17 protein-coding genes and 1 pseudogene are annotated in these 21,459 nt (G+C 72.3%); 6 read left to right on the forward strand and 12 right to left on the reverse strand.

Going from position 1 to position 21,459, the window contains the following annotated elements; genetic code table 11:
* The first annotated feature begins 44 nt into the window (after nt 1-44).
* Nucleotides 45-896, forward strand: coding sequence for a tetratricopeptide repeat protein (locus PV410_RS09560; protein WP_500323619.1), 852 nt, complete (start codon nt 45-47; stop codon nt 894-896).
* A 106-nt stretch (nt 897-1,002) separates the two neighbouring features.
* Here PV410_RS09560 and PV410_RS09565 read toward each other — a convergent pair whose 3' ends face one another.
* Genes PV410_RS09565 through PV410_RS09575 form a run of 3 tightly spaced genes read right to left on the reverse strand, consistent with a single transcriptional unit; the run spans nt 1,003 to nt 5,588 of the window.
* Nucleotides 1,003-2,076: an iron-siderophore ABC transporter substrate-binding protein gene (locus PV410_RS09565; protein WP_500323620.1), complete on the reverse strand. Its 1,074-nt coding sequence runs from the start codon at nt 2,074-2,076 to the stop codon at nt 1,003-1,005.
* A gap of 60 nt (nt 2,077-2,136) precedes the next feature.
* Nucleotides 2,137-3,909, reverse strand: coding sequence for an ABC transporter ATP-binding protein (locus PV410_RS09570; RefSeq protein ID WP_500323621.1), 1,773 nt, complete (start codon nt 3,907-3,909; stop codon nt 2,137-2,139).
* Nucleotides 3,906-5,588, reverse strand: coding sequence for an ABC transporter ATP-binding protein (locus PV410_RS09575; protein WP_500323622.1), 1,683 nt, complete (start codon nt 5,586-5,588; stop codon nt 3,906-3,908). Before PV410_RS09575 ends, PV410_RS09570 begins: the two co-directional genes overlap by 4 nt.
* Nucleotides 5,589-5,806: 218 nt before the next feature.
* On the opposite strand from PV410_RS09575, the gene PV410_RS09580 reads away from it, so the two are divergent.
* From PV410_RS09580 to PV410_RS09590, 3 genes and pseudogenes are all read left to right on the forward strand, one after another.
* Nucleotides 5,807-6,250 (forward strand): MerR family transcriptional regulator, encoded by a 444-nt coding sequence (locus tag PV410_RS09580; RefSeq protein ID WP_500323623.1) that lies wholly within the window; start codon nt 5,807-5,809, stop codon nt 6,248-6,250.
* 13 nt (nt 6,251-6,263) lie between these two features.
* Nucleotides 6,264-6,455: pseudogene (locus PV410_RS09585) on the forward strand (NAD-dependent epimerase/dehydratase family protein); the annotation flags it as partial.
* Between the two features lie 68 nt (nt 6,456-6,523).
* Nucleotides 6,524-7,303, forward strand: a complete 780-nt coding sequence (locus tag PV410_RS09590; RefSeq protein WP_500323624.1) for an NAD-dependent epimerase/dehydratase family protein — start codon at nt 6,524-6,526, stop codon at nt 7,301-7,303.
* Nucleotides 7,304-7,316: 13 nt separating this feature from the next.
* Here PV410_RS09590 and PV410_RS09595 read toward each other — a convergent pair whose 3' ends face one another.
* Entirely contained in the window at nt 7,317-7,901 is a 585-nt protein-coding gene (locus PV410_RS09595; protein WP_500323625.1) for a hypothetical protein, read from the reverse strand.
* A 200-nt stretch (nt 7,902-8,101) separates the two neighbouring features.
* On the opposite strand from PV410_RS09595, the gene PV410_RS09600 reads away from it, so the two are divergent.
* Nucleotides 8,102-8,944 carry an aminoglycoside phosphotransferase family protein gene (locus PV410_RS09600; protein ID WP_500323626.1) on the forward strand — a complete coding sequence of 281 codons (843 nt, stop codon included), beginning with the start codon at nt 8,102-8,104 and terminating at the stop codon, nt 8,942-8,944.
* A gap of 19 nt (nt 8,945-8,963) precedes the next feature.
* Here the strand turns inward: PV410_RS09600 and PV410_RS09605 are convergent, their stop codons facing one another.
* The 8 genes from PV410_RS09605 to PV410_RS09640 all read right to left on the reverse strand — a co-directional run bounded on the left by PV410_RS09605 (nt 8,964) and on the right by PV410_RS09640 (nt 20,355).
* Nucleotides 8,964-9,359, reverse strand: a complete 396-nt coding sequence (locus PV410_RS09605) for a YciI family protein (protein ID WP_500323627.1) — start codon at nt 9,357-9,359, stop codon at nt 8,964-8,966.
* Nucleotides 9,360-9,410: 51 nt separating this feature from the next.
* The gene (locus PV410_RS09610; protein WP_500323628.1) at nt 9,411-12,404 is read right to left on the reverse strand and encodes a glycoside hydrolase family 2 TIM barrel-domain containing protein; all 2,994 of its coding nucleotides are present in this window, start codon (nt 12,402-12,404) and stop codon (nt 9,411-9,413) included.
* An 89-nt stretch (nt 12,405-12,493) separates the two neighbouring features.
* Nucleotides 12,494-15,223, reverse strand: a complete 2,730-nt coding sequence (locus tag PV410_RS09615; RefSeq protein ID WP_500323630.1) for a glycoside hydrolase family 38 N-terminal domain-containing protein — start codon at nt 15,221-15,223, stop codon at nt 12,494-12,496.
* A 75-nt stretch (nt 15,224-15,298) separates the two neighbouring features.
* Nucleotides 15,299-16,096, reverse strand: a complete 798-nt coding sequence (locus PV410_RS09620) for a carbohydrate ABC transporter permease (RefSeq protein ID WP_499517036.1) — start codon at nt 16,094-16,096, stop codon at nt 15,299-15,301.
* Between the two features lie 56 nt (nt 16,097-16,152).
* Nucleotides 16,153-17,103, reverse strand: coding sequence for a carbohydrate ABC transporter permease (locus PV410_RS09625; protein WP_500323631.1), 951 nt, complete (start codon nt 17,101-17,103; stop codon nt 16,153-16,155).
* 7 nt (nt 17,104-17,110) lie between these two features.
* Entirely contained in the window at nt 17,111-18,448 is a 1,338-nt protein-coding gene (locus tag PV410_RS09630; RefSeq protein WP_500323632.1) for an ABC transporter substrate-binding protein, read from the reverse strand.
* 277 nt (nt 18,449-18,725) lie between these two features.
* Nucleotides 18,726-19,730 (reverse strand): LacI family DNA-binding transcriptional regulator, encoded by a 1,005-nt coding sequence (locus tag PV410_RS09635; RefSeq protein WP_500323633.1) that lies wholly within the window; start codon nt 19,728-19,730, stop codon nt 18,726-18,728.
* Between the two features lie 148 nt (nt 19,731-19,878).
* The gene (locus PV410_RS09640; protein ID WP_500323634.1) at nt 19,879-20,355 is read right to left on the reverse strand and encodes a MarR family winged helix-turn-helix transcriptional regulator; all 477 of its coding nucleotides are present in this window, start codon (nt 20,353-20,355) and stop codon (nt 19,879-19,881) included.
* A gap of 134 nt (nt 20,356-20,489) precedes the next feature.
* On the opposite strand from PV410_RS09640, the gene PV410_RS09645 reads away from it, so the two are divergent.
* Nucleotides 20,490-21,269 (forward strand): sigma factor-like helix-turn-helix DNA-binding protein, encoded by a 780-nt coding sequence (locus tag PV410_RS09645; protein WP_500323635.1) that lies wholly within the window; start codon nt 20,490-20,492, stop codon nt 21,267-21,269.
* The last annotated feature ends 190 nt before the right edge of the window (nt 21,270-21,459 follow it).

Raw genomic sequence — 21,459 nt, forward strand, 5'->3', positions numbered from 1 at the left:
CACCACATGGGGAGGTGCGGGCGCTTGATCCGTACGCTTCGGGCATGAGACTCTTCCGGCCGCGCGGCCGACACGAGGCGGATCGGCCCACGAGTTCCCCCGTGGACGAGGTCATCGCGCTCTACACGGCGGGGCGTTACGCCGAGGCGGAGACCGAGGCCCGTGCCGTGGCGGCTGCCTGGACCGGGCAGCGCGGCACCCCGTACGCACCGCTGGCCCTGAGCTTCGCCGCCCTGGCGGTGGGGGCCCAGGGCCGTCACGCCGAGGCCGTCACCGCGTACGACGAACTGCTGCCCGTGTTCGGAAGGACCCTCGGCGCCGAGCACATGCTGACCCTGAAGCTGCGTTCGGATCGCGCGCAGGCACTCAGCGCGCTCGGCCGGCACGCCGAATGCGAGGCGGAATGCCGGGCCGTCGTAGGGGTAGCGGCCCGCGGCACCGGCCCGGACATGCTGAACACGGCGGCGGCCGCACGCAACGGACTGGTCTTCGCGCTCACCGCGCAGGGCCGTCACGCGGAAGCGGAGGCCCTCGTCCGCGACGCCCTCGCGGCCCATCCGGAGCATGACCGGTTCGCTCTGGTCCTGCGACTCGGCCTGGCCCGCAGCCTCAACGCCCAGGCCCGTCACGAAGAGGCACTCGCCGAGGCGGAACGCGCCGACGACCTGCGCCGCGGCATGTCCGCGCAGCAGCACCGAGCGGAGACCGGTGCGGTCGAACTGGCCCTGGCCACCGCCCTCCAAGGGCTCGGCCGTGAACGCGAAGCCCTCAGCAGGGCCGTGACCGCGCATGATGCGTGCCTGGCGACGTTCGGCCCGGACCACCGCCGGACCGCCGAGGCTCGGGACCTGCTCGAACGTATCGCCGGGGACGTGCCGGACACCGACGCCCGGTAGCGCGTGGCACACGGGCCGGGGCCCGCTCTGCGTGCAGAGCGGGCCCCGGCCCCGGGTTGCCCGGCCTCGGCCCGGCGGCGCACGGAGCACCGCAGGACGGCGGTGATCAGGACGCGGGCTGTTCCACCTTCGTGGCCGGGTCGCCGTCCACCGCGGCGGCGAGCTGCGGGACGAGGCGGTCGAGGACGTAGGGGATGCTCAGCACGGTCGACAGGGACACCGCGTTGCCGTAGTCGCCGGACTCCTCGACGAAGACCTCGCGGCCTTCCTTCACGACCTTCAGGTCGGCGTACAGCTTGTCCTCGTGCAGCTTCGCGACGGCCGTGGTGGTGTCGGGCACGATCCACACCGCGACGCTCTGGTCGAGCAGGTCGGTGCGCTCCTTGCTGATGTTGGCGCCGAACTGGTCGCCGATCACCTTGTCCAGGTCGGCCGGGAGCTTCAGCCCGAGGTCGGCCAGCAGCCGCGAGCGGGCGTCCTGGCTGCCGTAGACGAAGGTGCCCTCGTACGGGGTGGCCATCACCGTGGTGGCGCCGGCGAACTCGGGGTGCGCCTTCTTGGCCTCGGCGAACTTCGCCTCGACGCCTTCGACGAGCTTCGTGGCCTCCCCGGGCTTGCCGAGCGCCTTGCCGATGGTCTCGGTCTGCTGCTGCCACGGGATGCCGTAGTCGTTGAACTCCTTGGGCTGGGCCACGACCGGAGCGAACTTCGACAGCGTGTCGTACTGCGCCTTGGTCAGGCCCGAGTACAGGGCGAGGATCAGATCGGGCCTGAGGGCGGCGATCTTCTCGACCTGCGGCCCGGTGCCGGTGTCCTTCAGGACCGTGGGCGCCGCGGCGGAGCCCAGCTTGTCCTGCGCCCAGGGGCCGAAGGCGCCCTTGTAGCCGCCGATCCACTCGGTCGTGCCGACCGGGACGGTGCCGAGCGCGAGGACGGCGTCCTGGTCGGTGAGGCCCACGGTGACCACGCGCTTGGGCTCGGACTTGATCGTGGTGCTGCCGTACTTGTGGGCGATCGTGACGGGGAAGGCGTTGCCCGCCGACGCCTTGGTGGAGCCGGAGCCCGGCTTCGACGCGTCGGAGGGCGAGTCGGAGGAGCCGCAGGCGGCTACCGCACCGACGAGCATCAGTACGGAGGCGAGCAGTCCGGCGAACCGGGTGGCTCTGTTGGCGCGGGGCATCGGGTGATCCTTCTGTTCGTTTCGGTTCTGGACGGGTTGGTTCAGGGGCGGCGGCGGCCGCTACGGCCGGGGGGTGCTGCGGTGCTCCGCCCAGGCCTGCCACAGGGCGGCGTACGGCCCCCCGGCGGCGCGCAGTTCGTCATGGGTGCCGCTCTCGGCGATGCGGCCCTCCTCCATCACCACCACCCGGTCGGCGGCGGCGGCCTGACTGAGCCGGTGCGCGACGACCAGGGCCGTACGGCCATCCAGCGCGCGCTCGGCGGCCTCCTCCAGCCGCGCGGCGCCGGCGCTGCCGGCCTCCGCGGTGGCCTCGTCGAGGACGGCGACCGGCGGATCGGCCAGCACCAGCCGGGCGAGCGCGAGTTGCTGCGAGCGGTCGGCGGTCAGGCGGTGGCCGCCCTCGCCGACGACGGTGTCGAGGCCCTCGGGCAGCGCCTGTGCCCAGCCGAGCGCACCCACCCGCTCCAGGGCCTCGCGCAGTTCCTCGTCGGTGGCGTCCGGTCGGGCCAGGCGCAGGTCGTCGCAGAGCGGCCCGGAGAAGACGTGCACCTCCTGCGTGACCAGAGCGACCGTGCGCCCGGTCTCCGCGGGTTCGCCGCCGCCGACGTCGACCCGACCGGACGACGGCCGGTGGATGCCGACGACGATCTTGGCGAGCGTGGTCTTGCCGGCGCCGCTGGCACCGACGAGGGCGACCCTCTCCTTGGGCCGCAGCACCAGGTCCACGTCAGTGAGCACCGGCCGTCCCGGCACGTAGGCGTGGCCGACGCCCTCCACGGTCACGGCGGGAACACCGGGAACGTCCTGGGCCGGCGCGGCTCCGGAGGTGGCGGGCGCCGGCTCGTCGACGACGCCGACCAGCCGGGCCAGGGCGGCGGTCGCGGACTGTGCGTCGTCCAGCAGCACCAGCGCGGTGTTCACCGGGCCGAACAGGCTGTGGAAGTACAGGGCCGCCGCCGTCGCCGTGCCGATCGACGCGGAGCCGCCGCGCACCAGCAGGAAACCGGTGACCAGCACGGCGGCCAGCCCGGTGTACTCGGCCACGTGCAGCCGGCTGTAGAAGCGCAGCACCAGCTGCACCCCGCGCAGCGTCAGGTCGACGGCCGCGCGGGAGCGTTCGGTGACCCGCTCGGTGTGCCCGGCCTCGGACCGGTAGGCCCGTACGGTCGCCGCGCCGCCGATGGTGTCGAGCAACTGCTGCTGCTGGGCGCCGGTGGCGATGCGCTCCTTGGCGTACAGCGGGGTGGCGTTGCGGACGTACCAGCGCGCGGTGTGCGCCTGCACGGGCAGCGCGAGCAGCGCCGCCAGCAGGAACCGCCAGTCCAGCACCGCGAGGGCGGCCAGCGTCAGCACGATCGACAGCCCCGAGCGCACCAGTTCCGGCAGCGCGGTGCGCACCGCGTCCGCCACCCGTGACACGTCCCGCGTCACCCGGGAGTTGAGGTCGCCGGAACCGGCCCGCTCCAGGCGCTCCAGCGGCAGCGACAGCGCGCGCTCGACGAAGCGCTCGCGCAGCTCGGCCAGCACGGTCTCGCCGAGCCGTGACACAAGCGACGTGCCGGAGGCGGTGGCCACGCCCTGCGCCACGGCGACCAGCACCAGCAGCACCGCGGGCAGTGTCAGCGCCCCCGCCGGGCGCCGGTCGGTCACCAGGTCGACGATGTGCCCCAGCAGCGGCTGCGTCAGCAGCCCCACCGTCGTGGCCGCCACCATCACCACGGCCCCGCCCACCGCCAGCGCCCGGTGCGGACGCAGCAGTTCCCGTACCGCGGCACGCGTCCGCGCGGGCGTCGCCGTGGGCAGCAGCTCCCGCGCCGCGGATGCCGTCGTCATGCCAGTACCGCCGTCCGGTAGGTCGCGTCGCCGTGCACGAGGTCGCCGTGCGCGCCGTCGGCCGCCACCCGGCCGCCGTCGAGGAGGACGACGCGGTCGGCGACGGACAGCAGGGCCGGGCTGTTGGTGACCAGCACTGTGGTGCGGCCGCGGCGGTGCTCGCGCAGTCCGCCGGCGATGCGGGCCTCGGTGACCGCGTCGACCGCCGTGGTGGGGTCGTGCACGACGAGCACCGGGCGGTCGGCGACGAGGGCGCGGGCGAGCGCGACGCGCTGGCGCTGGCCGCCGGAGAGCGAGCTGCCGCCCTCGGTGACCTCGGTGGCGGTGCCCTGCGGCAGGGCCCGGGCCACCTCGTCCGCGCCGGCGGCGGCCAGCGCGAGGTCGTCGTCCCCGGTGCCGCCCAGGTTGTCGGCGAGGGTGCCCTCGAACAGGTCGGCGTCGTGCGCCGCGACGAGGACCACGGTGCGCAGCCGCGCGGGGTCGAGCTCCGGCAGGGGTACGCCGTCCAGTTCGACGACGCCGGCCTCCGGGTCCGTGGTGCGGCCGAGGCAGGCGAGCAGTGCCTGCGCGGCGGCCGGGTCGGTGCTGGCGACGCCGAGCAGTTCTCCGGGCCGCACGTCGAGGTCGGCCTCGCGCAGGGCGCCGAGGGTGACGCCCCGCAGCCGCAGCCCGCCGCGTACCGGGTCCGGCAGGGCGCGGTCGCCGGGCTGTACGTCGGGCTCCGCGGCGAGCACGGCCGCGATGCGTCCCGCGGAGGCCCGCCCCTGGGCGAACTCGGTGTTGACCCAGGCGAAGACCTCCAGCGGCCCCAGGAGGAACAGCGCCAGGCCGACCGCCGAGACGAGCTGACCCAGCGTGATGTCGCCCGCCGTGGCGAGCCGTCCGCCGATCAGTGCGACCACCGCGATGAAGACCCCGGTCAGGGTGAGCACCACCCCGCTCTGCCAGGCCTCCGCGCGCGCCGCCCGCACCGTGGCGCCGAGCGAGGCGCGGCTGGTGCGCCGGTACCGTTCGACGGCGGCGCTCTGCGCCCCGATCCCCTTGAGCACCCGCAGTCCCGCCACCAGGTCGGCGGCGATCCCGGAGGCGTACGCGGCGCGCTCCTGCTCGGCCTCGCTGCGCCGCTCCAGGGGCTTGCTCAGCAGGTGCCCGAGCCAGAGCAGCAGCGGTGTGCCGAGGAGGACGACCAGGCCCAGCAGGACGGAGATCCGCAGCAGGGCCACGGCGCTGACCAGGAGTCCGGTGAGGGCCGAGATCCCGGTCATGACCGCCATGTTGACGGCGCCGACCCGCTTGGCGTCCTCGGTGGCGATGTTGGCCAGCTCACCGGGCAGATGGCCGCGCTCGGCACCGCCGCGGGGGTCGAGGACCCGGCGTACGAGGGTGATCCGCAGTGCGTGCGCGGCCTGTTCGGCGGCGCGTTCGCCGGCGCGGGCGCCGAAGCGGAAGCTGAAGGAGAGTCCGACGTACACGACGGCCAGCACCGCGAGCCAGCCGAAGAGTGCACGTCCGTCGCCGTCGGACACGGCCTGGTCGATGACGATGCCGATGAGGACGGGGACGAGCGCCTCCCCGAACTGATGGCCGGCGCCGAGCACGGCGCCCACGGCGACGTCCTTCCGCCGGCCCTTGACCGTCCTCAGCAGGACATCCCGCCCCGACGGCACCCTCGTTCCCACCCCGCGACCCCTCCGGTACCCAGCCGACGGCGACCAGCGCGCCCTGTCTGAAGCTTAGGTAAGGCTACACTAAGTTCCCCTCGGGGGTGAGGTCCCCCGGAGACGTCCCGGAGCCCGCGGCAGGCGACGCGCCGGGGCCTGGCGAAGTGACCTCGGCCACGTCCGCACCCCACGCTTGACCTCAAGCGCTTGAGGTTCCGAAGACTGAGGACGTGGCAATGACAGACGCCCCGCCGGTGTCGATCCAGGAGGTGTCGCGACGCAGCGGCCTCTCCGAGCCGACACTGCGCTACTACGAGAAGATCGGCCTCATCGGCCCGGTCCCCCGCCACGAGAGCAGCGGCCACCGCCGCTACGGCGCTTCCGCGGTGGAGAGGATCGAGGCCCTGAGCTGCCTCCAGGCGACCGGGATGAGCGTGCGCGACATGCATGCCTACCTCCGTCACCTCGACGGGGAGGCGGACGCCGACCGGGCCGTGCAACTGCGCGACCTGTTCCGGCGCAACGCCGACCGGGTGGTCGAGGAGGTCGAGCGGATGCGGGTCCGCCTGCGGTACCTGCAGCTCAAGACCGACCTGTGGGACGCGCGGGAGCGGGGCGACGACGACGCGGAGCAGCGTGCCGTGGACGAACTCACGCGCACGGTGCCCGATCTGAGATAGGGAAGAGAACACCATGTACGACCTGAACCCCGGCTCCGGACCCGTCCTCGTGACGGGCGGCAGCGGCTACCTCGGCTCGCACGTTCTCGACGCGCTACTGCGCGCCGGCCACCGGGTGCGCACCACCGTCCGGTCGCCGGACCGCGCGGAGGGCGTCCGCGCGACGGCGGCCCGGGCGGGCGCCGACCCCGGACGGCTGGAGATCGTCGTGGCCGACCTGGGTGCGGACGAGGGCTGGGCGGAGGCGGTGAAGGGCTGCGACACGTCCTGCACGTGGCGTCGCCCTTCCCGGCCCGGCAGCCCCGCCACGAGGACGAGGTCATCGTCCCGGCCCGGGACGGAGCACTGCGCGTGCTGCGGGCGGCGCGTGACCACGGCGTCCGGCGCGTGGTGATGACCTCGTCCTTCGCCGCCGTCGGCTACAGCCGTACGGGTGGCGGAGCCTACGACGAGAGCGACTGGACCGACCCCGGGGACGACCTGACCCCCTACGTCAAGTCCAAGGCGGTCGCCGAGCGCGCCGCATGGGACTTCACGGCCGCCGAGGGAGGCGGGCTCGAACTGGCCGTGATCAATCCGCCCGGGATCTTCGGCCCGGTGCTGGACCGGCACCTGTCCGCCTCGGTGGGGCTCGTCAAGGCGATGCTGGAGGGGGCCCTGCCGGTGGTCCCGCCGCAGTACGTCGACGTGGCCGACGTGCGTGACGTGGCGCAGGCCCACCTGCGGGCGATGACGGAACCGGCCGCCGCGGGCGAGCGCTTCCTCATCGGCACCGGCACCGCGACGAGCTTGTACGCGATGGCCCGGATCCTGGCGGAGGGGCTTGGCGAGCGCGCCGCGAAGGCGCCGGCCAGGGAACTCACCCCCGAGGAGGTGCGGGAGGGCGCGCGCACCGACCCGGCGCTGCGGGAGGCGGCGGGTCGGCTGGGCAAGGTGCCGGTGCTCCGCACCGACAAGGCGCGCGCGGTGCTGGGCTGGGAACCCCGGTCCGTGGAGACGACCGTCCTCGACACCGCCGGGAGCCTGTTCCGGCTGGGACTGGTCGAGGCCTGACACCCCGTACGGGTCAGGTCGGCCAGTGGTACCCGAGGGTGAAGTCGACCACCACGGCGAAGGTCAGGTACAGCAGCCAGGCGGCGGTCAGCAGCCGGAACAGCCCCATCACGCGTTCGGCGACGGGCACGCCGACCGACATGACGAACTTGCTGAGGTAGACGGCGAAGAGCCCGATGAAGACCAGCCCGACGGGCCAGTCGTCGACCGCGAAGAACACCGTCGCGCCGAGCGCCGACAGGACCATGTAGGCCACGCCGACCCCGGCGTTGACGCGTGCGTCGTTGCCGCGGTAGCGGTCCCAGCCGAGCGCGAACCAGTGGATGCCGTACGCGGTGAAGGCCAGGGCGGCCATGTAGAGCGGCGGCTCCTTGAACACCTCGAACCAGGTGAGCCCCACGAAGAGGATGACGCCCGCCATGAGCTGGCAGAGGCCCGGGAGCCAGATGCCCCAGACGCCCATCGCCCGGTCGACCCGCTCGTCCCGCTTGGGCCAGCCGAACAGTTCCTGGGACCCCCAGATCAGATAGCCGGTCGCCAGGCCGAAGAAGCCGAGGGCGAGCGGCGGGTACACCGACGGTTCAAAAATTACATCCATTAGTCCATTATTCACCCAAATGAGTCATATTGCCCATTCGGCCCACGCGCGAGGGTGACGGACCGGCTCTCACCCGTCACCCTCCGTCGCGTGGTGCCGCAGCGGCCCGAATGATGTTGCCGCGGCGCGCCGAGCTGGAGAAGGATCTACAGCTGTCGCCCCGAGGCGTGTACGTGCAATCAGCGATGAGGGAGGACGATATGGAGCCACGGGAACTCCGTGGCGCAGTTGAGGCAGGACGTGCCACCGCATCGGAGCTGGGCCTTCAGGCCGACGACGTGGTCGTCATCCACAACTCGGACCGCGTTGCGCTGCGCCTGGCCCCTTGCGATGTTCTGGCCCGGGTCGCCCCTTCTGGCCATCTGGCTGATTCCGAGTTCGAAGTGGAGGTTGCCCGCCGCCTCGCCGACGTCGACGCTCCCGTGGCCGGGCTCGACCCTCGGGTCGACCCCCGGGTCCATGTGCGTGATGCCTTCGCCATCTCGCTCTGGACGTACTACGAACCCGTGGGACCGCGGATCGCTCCGGCCGACTACGCGGATGCGTTCCTGCGGCACCATGCCGCACTGCGCCGGATCGACCTGGACGCACCGCATGTCACCGATCGAATCGCTGCGGCACTGGGAGAAGTCGGCGACCGGGAGCGATCCCCCGAGCTGTCGGATGCCGACCGGGAATTCCTCCGCGGCACACTGGCCGGGCTGAGCGCGGCGGTCGGCATCGGCAGGGCCGGCGAGCAGCTGCTGCACGGCGAGCCGCATCCGGGCAACCTCCTCAACACGAAGAGGGGGCCGCTCTTCGTGGACCTCGCCACGTGCTGCCGTGGGCCGGTCGAGTTCGATCTCGCCCATGCGCCCGATGAAGTGGGAAAGCACTATGCGGGGGCCGACCACGACCTGATTCACCGGTGCCGCGCCCTGAACTGGGCGATGTTCTCGGCCTGGCGCTGGCGCCGAGACGACCAAATGCCTGACCGGGACCACTGGAGGGTGGAGGGGCTCCACCAGGTTCGTGCCGCACTCGACCGCTGCGAACCGGGCTGAACCCGGGACGGAGGGGCCCTCACGCCTGCTGCGCCGGGGTGCCGTCCGGTCGGCTCGCGTCCATGCCGAACGAGTCGTGGACGGGGCGCACCTCGACCGCCACGACGTGGAAGTCGACGACGCGTCGGGCGATCTCCCGCGCGCGCTCCGGGCTCGTGCAGTCGACCACGTAGTAGGCGGTGACCTGCTCCCTCGCCTCCGTGAGCGGTCCGTCCGCCGTCGTCGGGCCGTCGCCGCGCAGCCGGATCGTCGTGGTGTCCCTGGGGTAGGCGAGTCCGGCCCCGTTCAGCAGCTCGCCGGTGCCCGCGAGATCCTTGTGCAGCTCGTCGTGCCGGCGGAACACCTCGGCGCGTTCCTCGGCGGTCATCGCCTCGGTCGCCGCGGGGTCGGCGTACATCAGCACCAGGTACTTCATGCCACCACCCTGGCAGAAGGCCGCTCGTCGCGGCCTTCTGCCAGGGGAACCTCAGCCCGCCGTGATGCGGAGCCTGATCGTCCGGGACTGCGGGCGCAGCGCGAACTCGGGCCACACGTCGGGCCCGCAGGCCCGGGAGCCGAGGCCGTGCTGGGCCGCGTCGACGAACAGGTGGCTGGTCGCCGACTCAGGGAGCTCGAACGGGTGCGCCGCCCGGGCGATCTGCTGCGGTGTGTGGCGGCTGAGCGTGAAACCCGGGAGGCGCCCCTGTGCGTCCGGGACGGTCACCAAGCGGAGCACTCCGGCGCCGCCACTGGTCAGTTCCAGCCGTCGCAGGCGGGAGCGGTGCCCGGTCTCCTGGGGGCGCGCGTAGGCGACGGAGAGTTCGTCGACGCCGGCGGAGAAGCGGCCGGTGCGCGCCGCGCGGAGGCTGTCCGGGTAGGACTCGTGCGGGCCCATGCCGAACCACTCGGCGCCGTCGACGGGGGCGCCGCCGTCGGGCAGGTCGAAACGGACGCCGATGCGCGGCCACACCGTCGCCCAGCCGCCCGACGGCTCGATCTCCACACGCAGTTCGAGCTCGTCCCCCTGCAGGGACCAGACGGTCTCCACCGTCACCGACGACGCGGTGTTCGCCGCGGACACCTTGGCGACGGTCCGCAGCGCGTCCGGGGCGGTCTCCACCGACAGCACCCGCGTGGTCAGCCGGTCCAGGCCGTCGCCACGCCACAACTCGGCGTTGGAGACCCCGGGGACGTGGGCGTCGCTCTCCTCGGCCACCCCCGAGGTGCCCTCGTCGTTGTCGGTCGGGGCACGGAACAGTTCCAGCCGCGGGCCCGCCACGGCGCGGCCGGCGAGCCGTACCAGGTCCCCGCCGGCGAACTCGGCGATGCCGAGCGTCAGCGTCCCCTCGCTCCGCCGCCAGTCGGCCGGAAGCCGGACGGCGGGCACGGCACGTCGCGCCGAGCGGTCCAGCTGGGCGGTCGCGACCACATGGCCCTCGCTCGCCCACGCGGTGCCGGCCGCCAGGACCGCGTCCAGGGTGAGCCAGGTCTCCGCGTCCCGCGACACCGCGATCCGCGGCAGCGGCACGCGCGCCGACCCGCCCGCCACGACGACGGGCACGTCCAGGTCACCGGCGTCCACGGGCGTCCCGTCGTGCTCGACGCGCCAGCGGAAGCGCAGGTCGGCGGTGTCGGCCGAGTGCCGCAGATTGGTGATCGTCACCACGCCGCCGCCGTCGTCGTCGCCCGCGGCGAAGGTGAAGCGGACCGGCTGCACCACCGCCTTGAACTCGTGGAGGCCGGGGGTCGGGACGTCGTCGCTGAGCACCATCCCGTCCATCACGAAGTTGCCGTCGTGCACGACCTCCCCGAAGTCACCGCCGTAGGCGTAGTAGGGCGTGCCGTCCGGGGCCGTCGTCAGGATGCCGTGGTCGCGCCATTCCCACACGAAGCCGCCGTGCAGGCGCGGATGCCGGTGCACCAGCGCCTCGTACTGGTCGAGGGCGCCCGGCCCGTTGCCCATCGCGTGGGCGTACTCGCACAGCAGGAACGGCTTGGTGCGCTGCCGTGCGCCCTGCGAGGGGGTGCAGTCCTGCAGCGGGGTGCGCGAGCCGTCGGTCCCGATCTGCTCGGTCTCCGGCACCGAGGCGTACATGCGCGAGTAGACGTCCGTGTACGCGCCGGTGTGGTCGCCCTCGTAGTGCACGGGGCGTCCCGCGTCGCGGGCGTGCACCCAGGCCGACATCGCGGCGAGGTTGGCACCGGTGCCCGCCTCGTTGCCGAGCGACCAGAGCACGATGCTGGGGTGGTTCTTGTCCCGTTCGACGGTGCGCCGGATCCGGTCCAGGTACGCCTCCCGCCACGCCGGGTCGTCGCTGGGGTTGCCGGCCCAGCCGACCTTGTCGAAGCCGTGCGTCTCCAGGTCGCACTCGAGGACGACCCAGAACCCGAGTTCGTCGGCGAGGTCGAGCAGCCGCGGATGCGGCGGGTAGTGGCTGGTGCGGATCGCGTTGACGTTGAACCGCTTCATCAGGGCCAGGTCCTCGCGCGCGTGCTCCTCGTCGAAGACACGGCCGCGCTCGGGGTGGGTCTCGTGGCGGTTCATCCCGTGGAAGACGACGCGGCGGCCGTTGACCAGGAACCGGTCGCCGCGGATCTCGACCGTGCGGAAGCCCGTCCGCACCGTGACGGTCTCCGCCGCCGAGGCCACCGTGACCTCGTACCGCCGCGGTACCTCGGCCGACCAGGGTTCCACGCCGTCGACCTCGAACGCGGTCACCTCGGCCGCGGAGCCCCAGACCCGCTCGACGCCGAGCTCGGGGATGCGGAGGGTGACCGGGAACGCCGCCGCCTCCGCGGTGACCTCCGGGTCGATCCGGCCGCGCCCCCGCTCGAACCCGGTGCGCAACCAGACGTCCTCGATCCCCCCGACAGGCCGAGCGATCAGGGTGACGTCGCGGAAGATGCCCGGCAGCCACCACTGGTCCTGGTCCTCGAGGTAGCTCGCCGCCGACCACTGGTGCACGCGCACGGCGACGACGTTGTCGCCCGGGCGCACGGACGCGGTCACGTCGAACTCGTGGGCCAGCCGGCTGCCCGAGGCACTGCCGACCTCGTCGCCGTTCACCCACACCTTGAAGAGCGACTCCACGCCGTCGAAGCGCAGCACGACCCGCTCGGCCCGCGACCAGTCGGCGGGCAGGTCGAAGTGGCGGCGGTAGTCGCCGGTCGGGTTCTCGTCCGGCACGTGGGGCGGGTCGATGGGGAAGGGGAACTGGATGTTGGTGTAGATGGGCCGGCCGTAGGCCCCGTCCCCCTGGAGCACCCAGTGGGAGGGCACCGGGATGTCGTCCCAGCCGCCGTCGTCGAAGCCTTCGGCCGCGAAGTCGTCCGCCGCCGTCGCCGTGGGCGACAGACGGAACCGCCAGTGCCCGTTGAGCGAGCGGGAGGGGGCGTCGGAGTGCAGCCACGAGCGCGCCGGACGCAGCGCGCCACGCCCTGGTGTGGTGTCCGAAACATACGCGGAGAGCTCGGAGGGCAAGAGGTCACAACTCTTTCTTGGTAGCGAAAGGGGGATCCGGTGTGCGGTCACGGCCGCGGTCGGGGTCACGGCCGCGACCGCGACCGCGGCTACCTGAGCACGATCGTCCGGATCTCCCACGGGCCGAGGGCGAGTTCGAGTGCGCCCTCCGCGGGTGCGGTGGCCAGCGGCCGGCCGAGCAGGTCGACCGTGGTCACCCGGCCGAACGCACCGGTGACGCGGGCGGTGGAGCCCGTGTCGCTCATCGCCACCAGCCGCACCTCGGTGCCGGCACCGAGCTCGTCGCCGGTGACACGGCGGACGCTGGAGACGAAGACGTCCGTGCCGTCGACCCGCACGCCGGCCGTGTCGGGGGGCAACTGCCCACCGGCGGGCGCCGTACCGCGGGTGACCAGCACGTCGTTGCGGAACTCCTCGGCGAGGGCGACCGCGTCCGCGGCCTGCCAGCCGGTCGCCGACGGCAGGACGGCGAAACGGTTCTCGATGCGCACCCCGAGGTCCTGCGCCCCCGGCGCGGGGATCTCGCTCGCCGCCGGTTCGTCGCGGAGCGGATGGATGTTGACGCTGATCGAGCCGATCGCGCGCAGGAGGGTCACGGCGAGTTCGGCGCCCCCGGCGGTGAGTTCGTACTCGGTGGCGTGGTCGAGCAGCACCGTGGCCGCGCCGGCCGACACGAAGCTGCTCGCGGGGAAGGTCGGGATCGGGTACTCGCCCCAGCCGCCCTCGGCGGTCAGCCCGCGCTCGGTGACGGCGAACTGCCCGGCCGACGCCGAGCCGGCCGCCGGCCGGGGGAGCGGGACGTGGAAGCGCAGCCGGTGGTCGGCGGCCTGGTTCAGGAACGACGTGGTGACGCGCACGAAGGGCTCGCCCGCGCGCAGCTCCACCAGGGTCTCCACCGGCGTCGGCACGGTCCGGTCGCCGCGTACGTCGCGGTCGGGCGAGAGCGCGGCGGGCCACGGGTACACGCGGGTGATGCGCACCCGCGACCGCAGCGGGCCGTTCTCCAGGAGTTCGACGGCGACCTCCGTCGGCTCCGAGACGAGCAGGTCGTGGGCCGGCGGGCCGTAGTTGTAGCTGTCGCCGCGGTCACCGCCGTCGACGAGACGGCCGACCCCGCGCAGCACGGTTCCGTCCGCCCCGGTCACCTCCAGGGTGCCGTCGGCGGCGATCACGACCTCGGCCAGCCCGTTCGACAGCGACCCGGCCGTCGCCGTCGCCGGCACGAAGGCGGTCCCCGGTGCGGGCGCCTGCCCGGCGGGCGCGACCGTGAAGCTCGCGAGCCCGGAGGCGGGGACGGCGACCGGAACCAGCGCGGTGGCCCGCGCCTCCTCCAGCGTCAGCACCCGCCACTTGCCCGGGTGCGCGGCGGCAGCGGCGGCGACCTCGCGGCGCAGGATCAGCAGGTCGAACGGACCGCTGGAGGGCACCTCGGCGAGGTGGAAGACGAGCGAACCCGCGGTGAGTTCGTAGTGGTCGATCTGGCGGCCGAACAGCTCGCGGCGGTGGATGCGACGCAGCACCCGCTCGAGCTGCGAGGCGTCCATGCGCTCGTCGCTGAGCACGGTCGGCGCCTGCGCGACCAGCTGTACGGGGTGCTCCGAGCCGTCGGCCGCGGTCGCGACGAGGACGGTCCCCTCGGGCGGGGCCACGACGTCGACCTCGACCAGCGTCGTGCGCGGGACCGTCAGCGGGTTGGCGACCAGGTGGCCGTCGCTCGGCACGCGGGCGGCGGGTCCGGCCAGCGCCGCGTCCCGTACGGCGCGCGCGGCGTGCGCGGCCTCGGCGAGCCGCGCCTCGACCTGGTCGGCGGTCTCGTCCGTGCCGGAGCCGACGACCGAGTCGTGGGCGCTCGACTCGATGATCTTGTGCCACGCGAGCGAGAGGAACGGCGTGTCGTCACGCCCGGACCACAGCGCGTTCAGGCGCTCGGCGTGGTCGACGGTGCGTTCGGCGACGGCCATCCGGTGCTTGAGCCCGCGCCGCACCGAGAGCACGCCCGGGAGGATGTTGCCGCGTACGTGGCTGCGCAGTTCACCGGTGACGACGGCCGGGACCTCGTCGCGCACGTGCTTGCGTACGTACTCGTCGAGCGTGGCGATGGTGATGGTGCGCCCCTCGCCCGAGGCCTGCCGCAGCCACTCCGCGAGGCGCGGGTCCGGTGCGTTGTGGTCGGTGCCGGCCATCGCGAGCACCGGGTCGTCGCCCCACCGTCCGGCCGTCATCTCCGCGTACTCGCCCAGCGCGCGACCGATCTGATCGGGCACCAGCAGGACGTCGAGGCCGTTGTCGTAACCGTCGAAGAGGAACTCGGTGCGCACCTCCGAGCCGTCGGGGGCGCGCCAGCGGAAGGCGTGGCCGTCGACGGAGCCGGGCACCCCGCGCCACAGCGCCGCGTGCTCGATCCCGGCGCGCGCCAGGATCTGCGGCATCTGGGCGACGTGGCCGAACATGTCCGGGAGGTAGCCGATGGGCATGGAGCCGCCCAGCTCCGCCGCGGCCGCCCACCCCATCTGCAGGTTGCGGACGATGGTCTCGCCCGAGCAGAGGAACTCGTCGAGCAGGATCAGCCACGGCCCGATGGCGAGCCGGCCCTCGGCGACCAGGGCCGTGACGCGCCCGCGGTTCTCCGGCCGCATCTCCAGGTAGTCCTCGACCGCGGCCATCTGCCCGTCGACGGTGAAGCGGAAGTCCGGGTTCGTCTCGGCCGTCTCCAGCACGGTGTCCAGGGCGGTGACGAGCCGGTGCCGGAACACCTGGAAGGGCTCGTACCATTCCCGGTCCCAGTGGAAGTGGGGCACGAAGACGGCGGATCGGGGCATGGCAACGGGACCTTCTGTGCTGGCGGGGCGGCGGGGGGAGGGAGGACGGGGGAGGGCAGGGGTGCCGGCGCGGGGCTAGCGGAGCGAGCCGGCGGCCAGTCCGGTGCGCCAGAACCGCTGGAGGAGGATGAACACGACGATCACGGGCACGATCGAGACCAGCGAACCGGTGATCACCGACTCCTGCAGCAGCGGGGCGCGGGCGGTCTGGCCGTTCCACTGGTACAGGCCGAGCGTGATCGGGAAGAGCGACTCCTTCTGCAGCATCACCATGGGCAGGAAGAAGTTGTTCCAGATCGCGACGAACTGGAACAGGAAGATGGTCACCAGTGAGGGCGTCATCAGCTTGAACGCCACCGAGAAGAACGTCCGGAACTCCCCGGCCCCGTCGAGGCGCGCCGACTCCAGGATCTCCTGGGGGACGGCCGACGCGGCGAAGATCCGGGCCAGGTAGACGCCGAACGGGCTGACGATGCTGGGCAGGAACACCGCGAGGTAGGTGTTGACGAGCCCGGTCGCCGAGAACAGCAGGAACAGCGGCAGCGCGAGCGCGGTGGTCGGTACGAGGATCCCGCCGAGGATGACGGAGAAGAGGAACTCGCGGCCCCGGAAGGGGAACTTGGCGAGCGCGTAGCCGCACAGCGCCGAGATCAGGGTGCCGACCGCCGCGCCCAGCACCGCGTACAGCACGCTGTTCAGCGCCCAGCGCCCGAAGATGCCGTCGCTGCGGGTGAAGAGGGTGTCGAGGTTGGCGAAGAGGTCGAAGTGCGAGAACGCCAGGCCGTTGGTGGAGGCGAGGTCGCCCTGCGGCTTCGTCGCCGCCACGACCAGGAAGTAGACCGGCAGCAGGAAGTAGACCGCCAGCAGGAACATCAGGGCCGTGGCGGCCGTTCGGCTGACGCGGCTCTCGCGGATCGGGGTCTGGTCGCTCACAGTCCGGCCCTCTTCGAGGTCAGTCGCATGAACCCGAAGCTCAAGACGAAGGTGATCACGGCGATGACCACGGAGATCGCCGCCGCCTGCTGGTAGTTGTTCCCGGAGGCCACCGTGTACGCGAGCATGTTCGGGGTGAAGGTGCTCGGGATGTTCGAGGAGATCTGGCGCAGCACCGCCGGCTCGGCGTACAGCTGCAGCGTGCCGATGATGGAGAACACCGTGGTCAGGACGACCGATGGGGCGATGATCGGCACCTTGATCCGCCACGCGATGGCCCAGTTGCTGGCGCCGTCGAGCCTGGCGGCCTCGTAGAGCTCCTGCGGGATCGACTGCAGCGCGGAGAACATGATCAGCATGTTGTAGCCGGTCCACAGCCAGGTGGACACGTTCGCCGTCGACCACAGCACGGCGCCCGGACCGAGGAAGTCGGGCTGGAGGCCGACGCCCTTGAGCAGGTCGACGACGGGGCTGATCTGCGGCGAGTAGAGGTACGACCACATGATCGCGGCGATGACGCCGGGCACGGCGTACGGCATGAACGCCGAGATGCGGAAGAACGCCTTGAGCTTCAGCAGGGGGGTGTCGAGCAGCAGCGCCATGACCAGCGCAACGAAGAGCATCACCGGCACCTGCACGATGCCGAACAGCCCGATGCGGCCGATGCTGCCCCAGAACTCGGTGTTCTGGAAGACCTGCGTGTACTGCTCCAGACCGCCGAAGGTCGTGTACGACGTGCCGTACTGGCCGCCGGTGCGGCGCACGACGAGCAGGCTCTGCCAGAACGCGTAGCCGATCGGCACCAGGTAGAAGAGGACGAACGGCAGGAAGAACGGGGTCACGAACGCGGCGATGGTGCCCGCCCGGGGGCCGCCGCCGTTGTGGCGGCGACGGCGGCCCTCGGTGGTCGCCACCCCGCGCGTCGCGCGGGTTGCGAGGTCGGTCATGCGACGGTCACTTGCCCGCCGTGGCCGGGATCGCCTGGTCCTTCATGGACTTCAGCGCGGCGTCCTGGGCGGCCGTGAGGGCGCCGGCGACGGTGCCGTCACCGGCGGTCGCCTTGGCCATCGCGTCCTGGAGCGCCAGGTTGACCGTCTTCTGGGTCGGGCCCCAGGTGAAGTCGGTGTCGATGTTCTTGGACGACTCGGCGAAGACGTCGAAGATCTTCTCGTTGTCGTAGTAGGCCACGCCCTGGGAGAGCGCGGGGAGCGCCAGACCGGCGGTGGCCGCCGGGTAGAGGCCGCCCAGCTTGTTCTCCAGCGCGAGGGCCTCGGGGTCGGTGTTCAGCCAGGTGTTGAACTTGACTGACTCGTACGGGTGCTTGCCGCCCTTCATGAAGGCGACGGTGGAGCCGCCCCAGTCACCGGACGCGGCGCTCGAACCCCAGGTCGGCATGGGCACGATCGACCACTTGCCCGCCTGCTTGGGCAGGTTGTCGCGGAACATGCTGTAGCCCCAGGCGGCGCCGACGTAGGTGGCGATCTGGTCCTTCTGGTACGCCGTGTACATCTGCGTCGAGCCGTGGGCGAGGTCGGTCCGCACCAGCTTGGCGTCGATCAGCTTCTGCCAGTAGTCGGCGACCTGCTTGCTCTGCTCGGACTCGACCGCGACGTGCCACTTGTCGCCGGAGTAGGAGTACATCTCGGCGCTGTTCTGCCAGAGGAGCCCGTTGAACCACTCGGCGTTGTTCGGGTCGAAGAACGTCATGCTGAGGTTCGGGTCGGCCTTGTGCAGCTTCTGCGCCTCGGTCGCGTACTCGTCCCAGGTCTTGGGGATCTCCAGGCCGTGCTTCTTGAAGATGTCGCTGCGCACGTACAGGGCCATCGGGCCGGTGTCCTGCGGGATGGCGAACACCCCGGTGCCGCCGAAGCTGGCCTGCGACCAGGTCCAGGGCACGAACGCCGACTTGGCGTCGGTGGCCGCCTTGCAGGCGGAGGCGTCCGCGAAGGCGTCCTGGCTGCGCAGGTTGGGCAGTTCGTCGTAGCCGACCTGGGCGAGGTCCGGCGCCTTGCCCGCCTTGAGGGCGTTGCCGATGGTGCCGTACTGGTCGTTGGAGATGTTCTTCGTCTCCACCTGGATGTTCGGGTTCTTCTTGTTCCACAGCGCGACGACTTCGTCCATGCCGGGAACGGTGTTCCAGTACTGGAGGGTGACTTTGCCCTTCGCGGGCGCGCAGGCGTCTGCCGATGCGCTGTCACCCGAAGGGGCCGGCGATGAGCATCCGGCGAGTACGGCGATGCTGGCTGCCGCGGCGACGGCGGCGACGCGGATACGCGTGACTGTGCTGCTCATGGTTTCCGTTCCGGAGGACGGCTGGCGTGGGCGCCAGCCGGGTCGACGTTGACACCTCAGGCGGGCCGTGCTGGAGAGAAGGGACAGGGGGAGCGACGGGTTCCGGTGCACGCACCGAGCGCCGTCGCAAGGTTGGGCAAAACCACGTGTTCCGGTCCCGTGAGCGTTCACGTGAGCGTTCACGTGAACGCTCACGGGGCCATTGAGAATTGTTCGGAAGTGTGCGCTCCGGTGCCGTCAAGTGTCAAGACTTTGCGGCGCACACGGGTCCGGCAGGTTAAGCGGAGCCGCTCAGCCGCAGTTCGGCGCGGACGACGAGGTCGTCGGCCCCGAGCGGCTCCAGCCCGGTCAGCAGCCGAGCGACCTGGTCGATGGCGAGCGCGCCGAGCCGGCGCGTGTCGAGCGCGACGCTGGACAGCGGGGGCTCCACGAGCGTGCCGAGCTGCAGTCCGTCGAAGCCGACCACGGCGAGGTCCTCGGGGACGGCCCTGCCGAGCCGGCGCGCCTCGCGCAGGGCGCCGATGGCGATGATGTCGTTGAAGGTGAAGACCGCGGTGACGTCGGGATGCGCGGCCAGCAGCTTCCTGAGCGCCGTCCCGCCGCCGTCGGCCGACTGGGCGGCCCCGACCACTCTGCCCGCGTCGATCCCGTGGGCCGCCGCGGCCGTGGCGAACCACTCGCGCCGGACGCTCGGCTCGGCGCGGCCGTCGTGGTCGAGCATGCCGACGTGCCGGTGGCCCGCGGCGACCAGGTGTGCGACCGCGGCGTTGACGCCCTCCTCGCCGTCGATGCGGATCGAGCTGAACCGCGCCGTGTGGTGCTCACGCCCGATGAGCACCACGGGCACTCCGCGGGTGAAGCGTTCGAGGTCGTGCTCGGAGCAGCTGAAGTAGCCGACGACCGCGTCCACTTGCGAGGCGATCACCTGCAGGGTGCCGAACTCCTCCTCGGCCCTGTCCCCGGTGTCGTAGACGACGACGTGCCAGCCGCGCGCCCGGGCCGCCTCCAGCGCGGCCGCGGCGACCTCGGTGAAGAACGGGTTGAGCAGGTCGGGGATGACCAGCCCGATCGTGGTGGTGTCCTGCCGGACCAGGCCGCGGGCGAAGCGGCTCGGCCGGTAACCGAGCTCGCGGGCGGCCTCCAGCACACGCTGCTTGGTGGTGCCGTCGATCTCGTCCTTGTCGTTGAGCGCCCGCGACACGGTCTGCCGGGACACCCCCGCGGACCGGGCGACGTCATGGATCGTGACCCTCCGGGATTCCGTCCCTGACGACGACACCATCGCGTACCTCCCGATCGTCGCGGGTGCCGGCGCGCCCGCAGGGCCTGAGTATGCACGTCCCCTACGGGGCGGCGCGAGATCAGGTCGCCGCACGGCTGCGGGGGTACGGGCCCGTCGGTGCGGCTCTGACCTCGGGAAAGAGGCGGGTTCAGGTTGCCGCGGTACGCAGCGCCGCGCTGAGCGCCCGGAGGTCGAGACCGGCGAGGTGGTCCAGGAAGTGGCGGCGCATGGAGGCCAGATGGGTCGGCCAGGCCTCCTCCAGGCGGGCCAGCCCGGCGTCGGTGAGGACGGCGTTCGAGCCCCGGGCGTCCCGCTCGCACCTGACCCGCCGGATGAACCCCTGGCCTTCCATCCGGCGGACCACGCCCGTCATGCCGCTGAGCGACATCTCGCAGGCGGCGGCGAGGTCGCTCATCCGCAACCGCCGCCCGGGCGCCTCCGAGAGGTTCATCATCGCCCGGTACTCGATGAGGGGGAGCCGCTGCTCGCGGGTCATGTCGGCGTCCAGAGCGCGGGGCAGGGCGTAGATGACACGGCTGAGGGACCGCATGAGGGCTTCTTCGTCCGGATTGAGGGGATCCAGCAGATCCGGTGCGGATTCCGGGCGGTGTGCGGCATCGTGCATGCCCCCCACTTTACTTGCTTCGCGAAGGATATATATTTGCTGCGCGAAGCAATTAACGCCGAGCCGTGCGGTGTGGCCACCCCTGCCCGCGCGACCGTACCGACCAAGCAGGTCATCCCGGAAAGAGACGCAACATGCCTCAGTCGCTGACGAACGCCCAGTCCACCGCAGGAATCCGCTACGCGGTGTCCGGCCAGGGCGGTGGCCGGCACCGGGGCCGGAGCGTCGACGGTGAGCCGTACGCGCGGGGGAGCAGTACGGCGCCCGGGAGCGGCCGTCACCGCAGGACCGTCCGCGCCCCGCAGGCCCGGCAGGCTGCCGAGGCTCCGGTGCGGGCGGCCGTCGGCGACGAGGACGGTTCCGCCGGGCGTGAGGCACGCTTCGAGCGTGACGTGCTGACCCTCCTCGACCCCGTGTACCGGGCCGCGTTGGGCGTCACGGGCGACCCGGCCGAGGCGGAGGGACTCGTCCTGGAGGTGTTCACCCGGGCGTACGCCGCGTTCCCGCGCCTCCTCGACGGCGTCGACCACCGGGCCTGGCTCTACGACCTCCTGGCCGCGGCGTTCGTCGGCCCCCATCCGGAGGTGTGCGTGCTGCCGCCGGAGTCCGGGATCCCGCAGGGGGTGCGGGGGTCCGCGCTGGACGAGTTCGTCCTGCTGTCCGAGGCGGACGTCCGGGCCGCCCTCCTCACGCTGCCGAGGGAGCAGCGGTTCGCCGTGTACCTCGCGGCCGTTGAAGGCTTCGCCTATCAGGAGATAGCAGACATCATGGATGTTTCTGCGGCAATTGCGGCGTACTGGCTGCACGACGCCCGGCTGCGGCTGTGGGCGGCCGAAGGCCCGCGCGTGGCGGCGTCCGAGCAGGAGTACGCCAGCGGCGACCTCGTCGGTGCCGGGCGGAGCGGATCCGCATGACACGCCGTCGCGTGGGGAGGCCGCGGGCAAGGGCCGGCGGGCCCGCGCGGCACCCATGCGCGGCGTGATCTTCGTCGCTCGTCACATTCCCGGGGCCCGCGCTGTCATGCCCGCGGGGAGGGAAACCTCCGTCACCTGCGGAAACACGTCCCCAGCAGCCGGGAATCCTTTGGGGCCCGCCGCGGTTGAC

It is taken from the genome of Streptomyces sp. PA03-5A (assembly GCF_033792725.1).
Classification (GTDB): domain Bacteria; phylum Actinomycetota; class Actinomycetes; order Streptomycetales; family Streptomycetaceae; genus Actinacidiphila.

What these genes read in the sequence shown, in the direction of transcription:
- PV410_RS09635 (WP_500323633.1), bottom strand. Translation starts at nt 19,730, where the DNA reads ATGGTGTCGTCGTCAGGGACGGAATCCCGGAGGGTCACGATCCATGAC.
- PV410_RS09565 (WP_500323620.1), bottom strand. Translation starts at nt 2,076, where the DNA reads ATGCCCCGCGCCAACAGAGCCACCCGGTTCGCCGGACTGCTCGCCTCC.
- PV410_RS09570 (WP_500323621.1), bottom strand. Translation starts at nt 3,909, where the DNA reads ATGACGACGGCATCCGCGGCGCGGGAGCTGCTGCCCACGGCGACGCCC.
- PV410_RS09615 (WP_500323630.1), bottom strand. Translation starts at nt 15,223, where the DNA reads ATGCCCCGATCCGCCGTCTTCGTGCCCCACTTCCACTGGGACCGGGAA.
- PV410_RS09645 (WP_500323635.1), top strand. Translation starts at nt 20,490, where the DNA reads ATGCCTCAGTCGCTGACGAACGCCCAGTCCACCGCAGGAATCCGCTAC.
- PV410_RS09560 (WP_500323619.1), top strand. Translation starts at nt 45, where the DNA reads ATGAGACTCTTCCGGCCGCGCGGCCGACACGAGGCGGATCGGCCCACG.
- PV410_RS09605 (WP_500323627.1), bottom strand. Translation starts at nt 9,359, where the DNA reads ATGAAGTACCTGGTGCTGATGTACGCCGACCCCGCGGCGACCGAGGCG.
- PV410_RS09600 (WP_500323626.1), top strand. Translation starts at nt 8,102, where the DNA reads ATGGAGCCACGGGAACTCCGTGGCGCAGTTGAGGCAGGACGTGCCACC.
- PV410_RS09630 (WP_500323632.1), bottom strand. Translation starts at nt 18,448, where the DNA reads ATGAGCAGCACAGTCACGCGTATCCGCGTCGCCGCCGTCGCCGCGGCA.
- PV410_RS09625 (WP_500323631.1), bottom strand. Translation starts at nt 17,103, where the DNA reads ATGACCGACCTCGCAACCCGCGCGACGCGCGGGGTGGCGACCACCGAG.
- PV410_RS09620 (WP_499517036.1), bottom strand. Translation starts at nt 16,096, where the DNA reads ATGTTCCTGCTGGCGGTCTACTTCCTGCTGCCGGTCTACTTCCTGGTC.
- PV410_RS09580 (WP_500323623.1), top strand. Translation starts at nt 5,807, where the DNA reads ATGACAGACGCCCCGCCGGTGTCGATCCAGGAGGTGTCGCGACGCAGC.
- PV410_RS09640 (WP_500323634.1), bottom strand. Translation starts at nt 20,355, where the DNA reads ATGCACGATGCCGCACACCGCCCGGAATCCGCACCGGATCTGCTGGAT.
- PV410_RS09595 (WP_500323625.1), bottom strand. Translation starts at nt 7,901, where the DNA reads ATGGATGTAATTTTTGAACCGTCGGTGTACCCGCCGCTCGCCCTCGGC.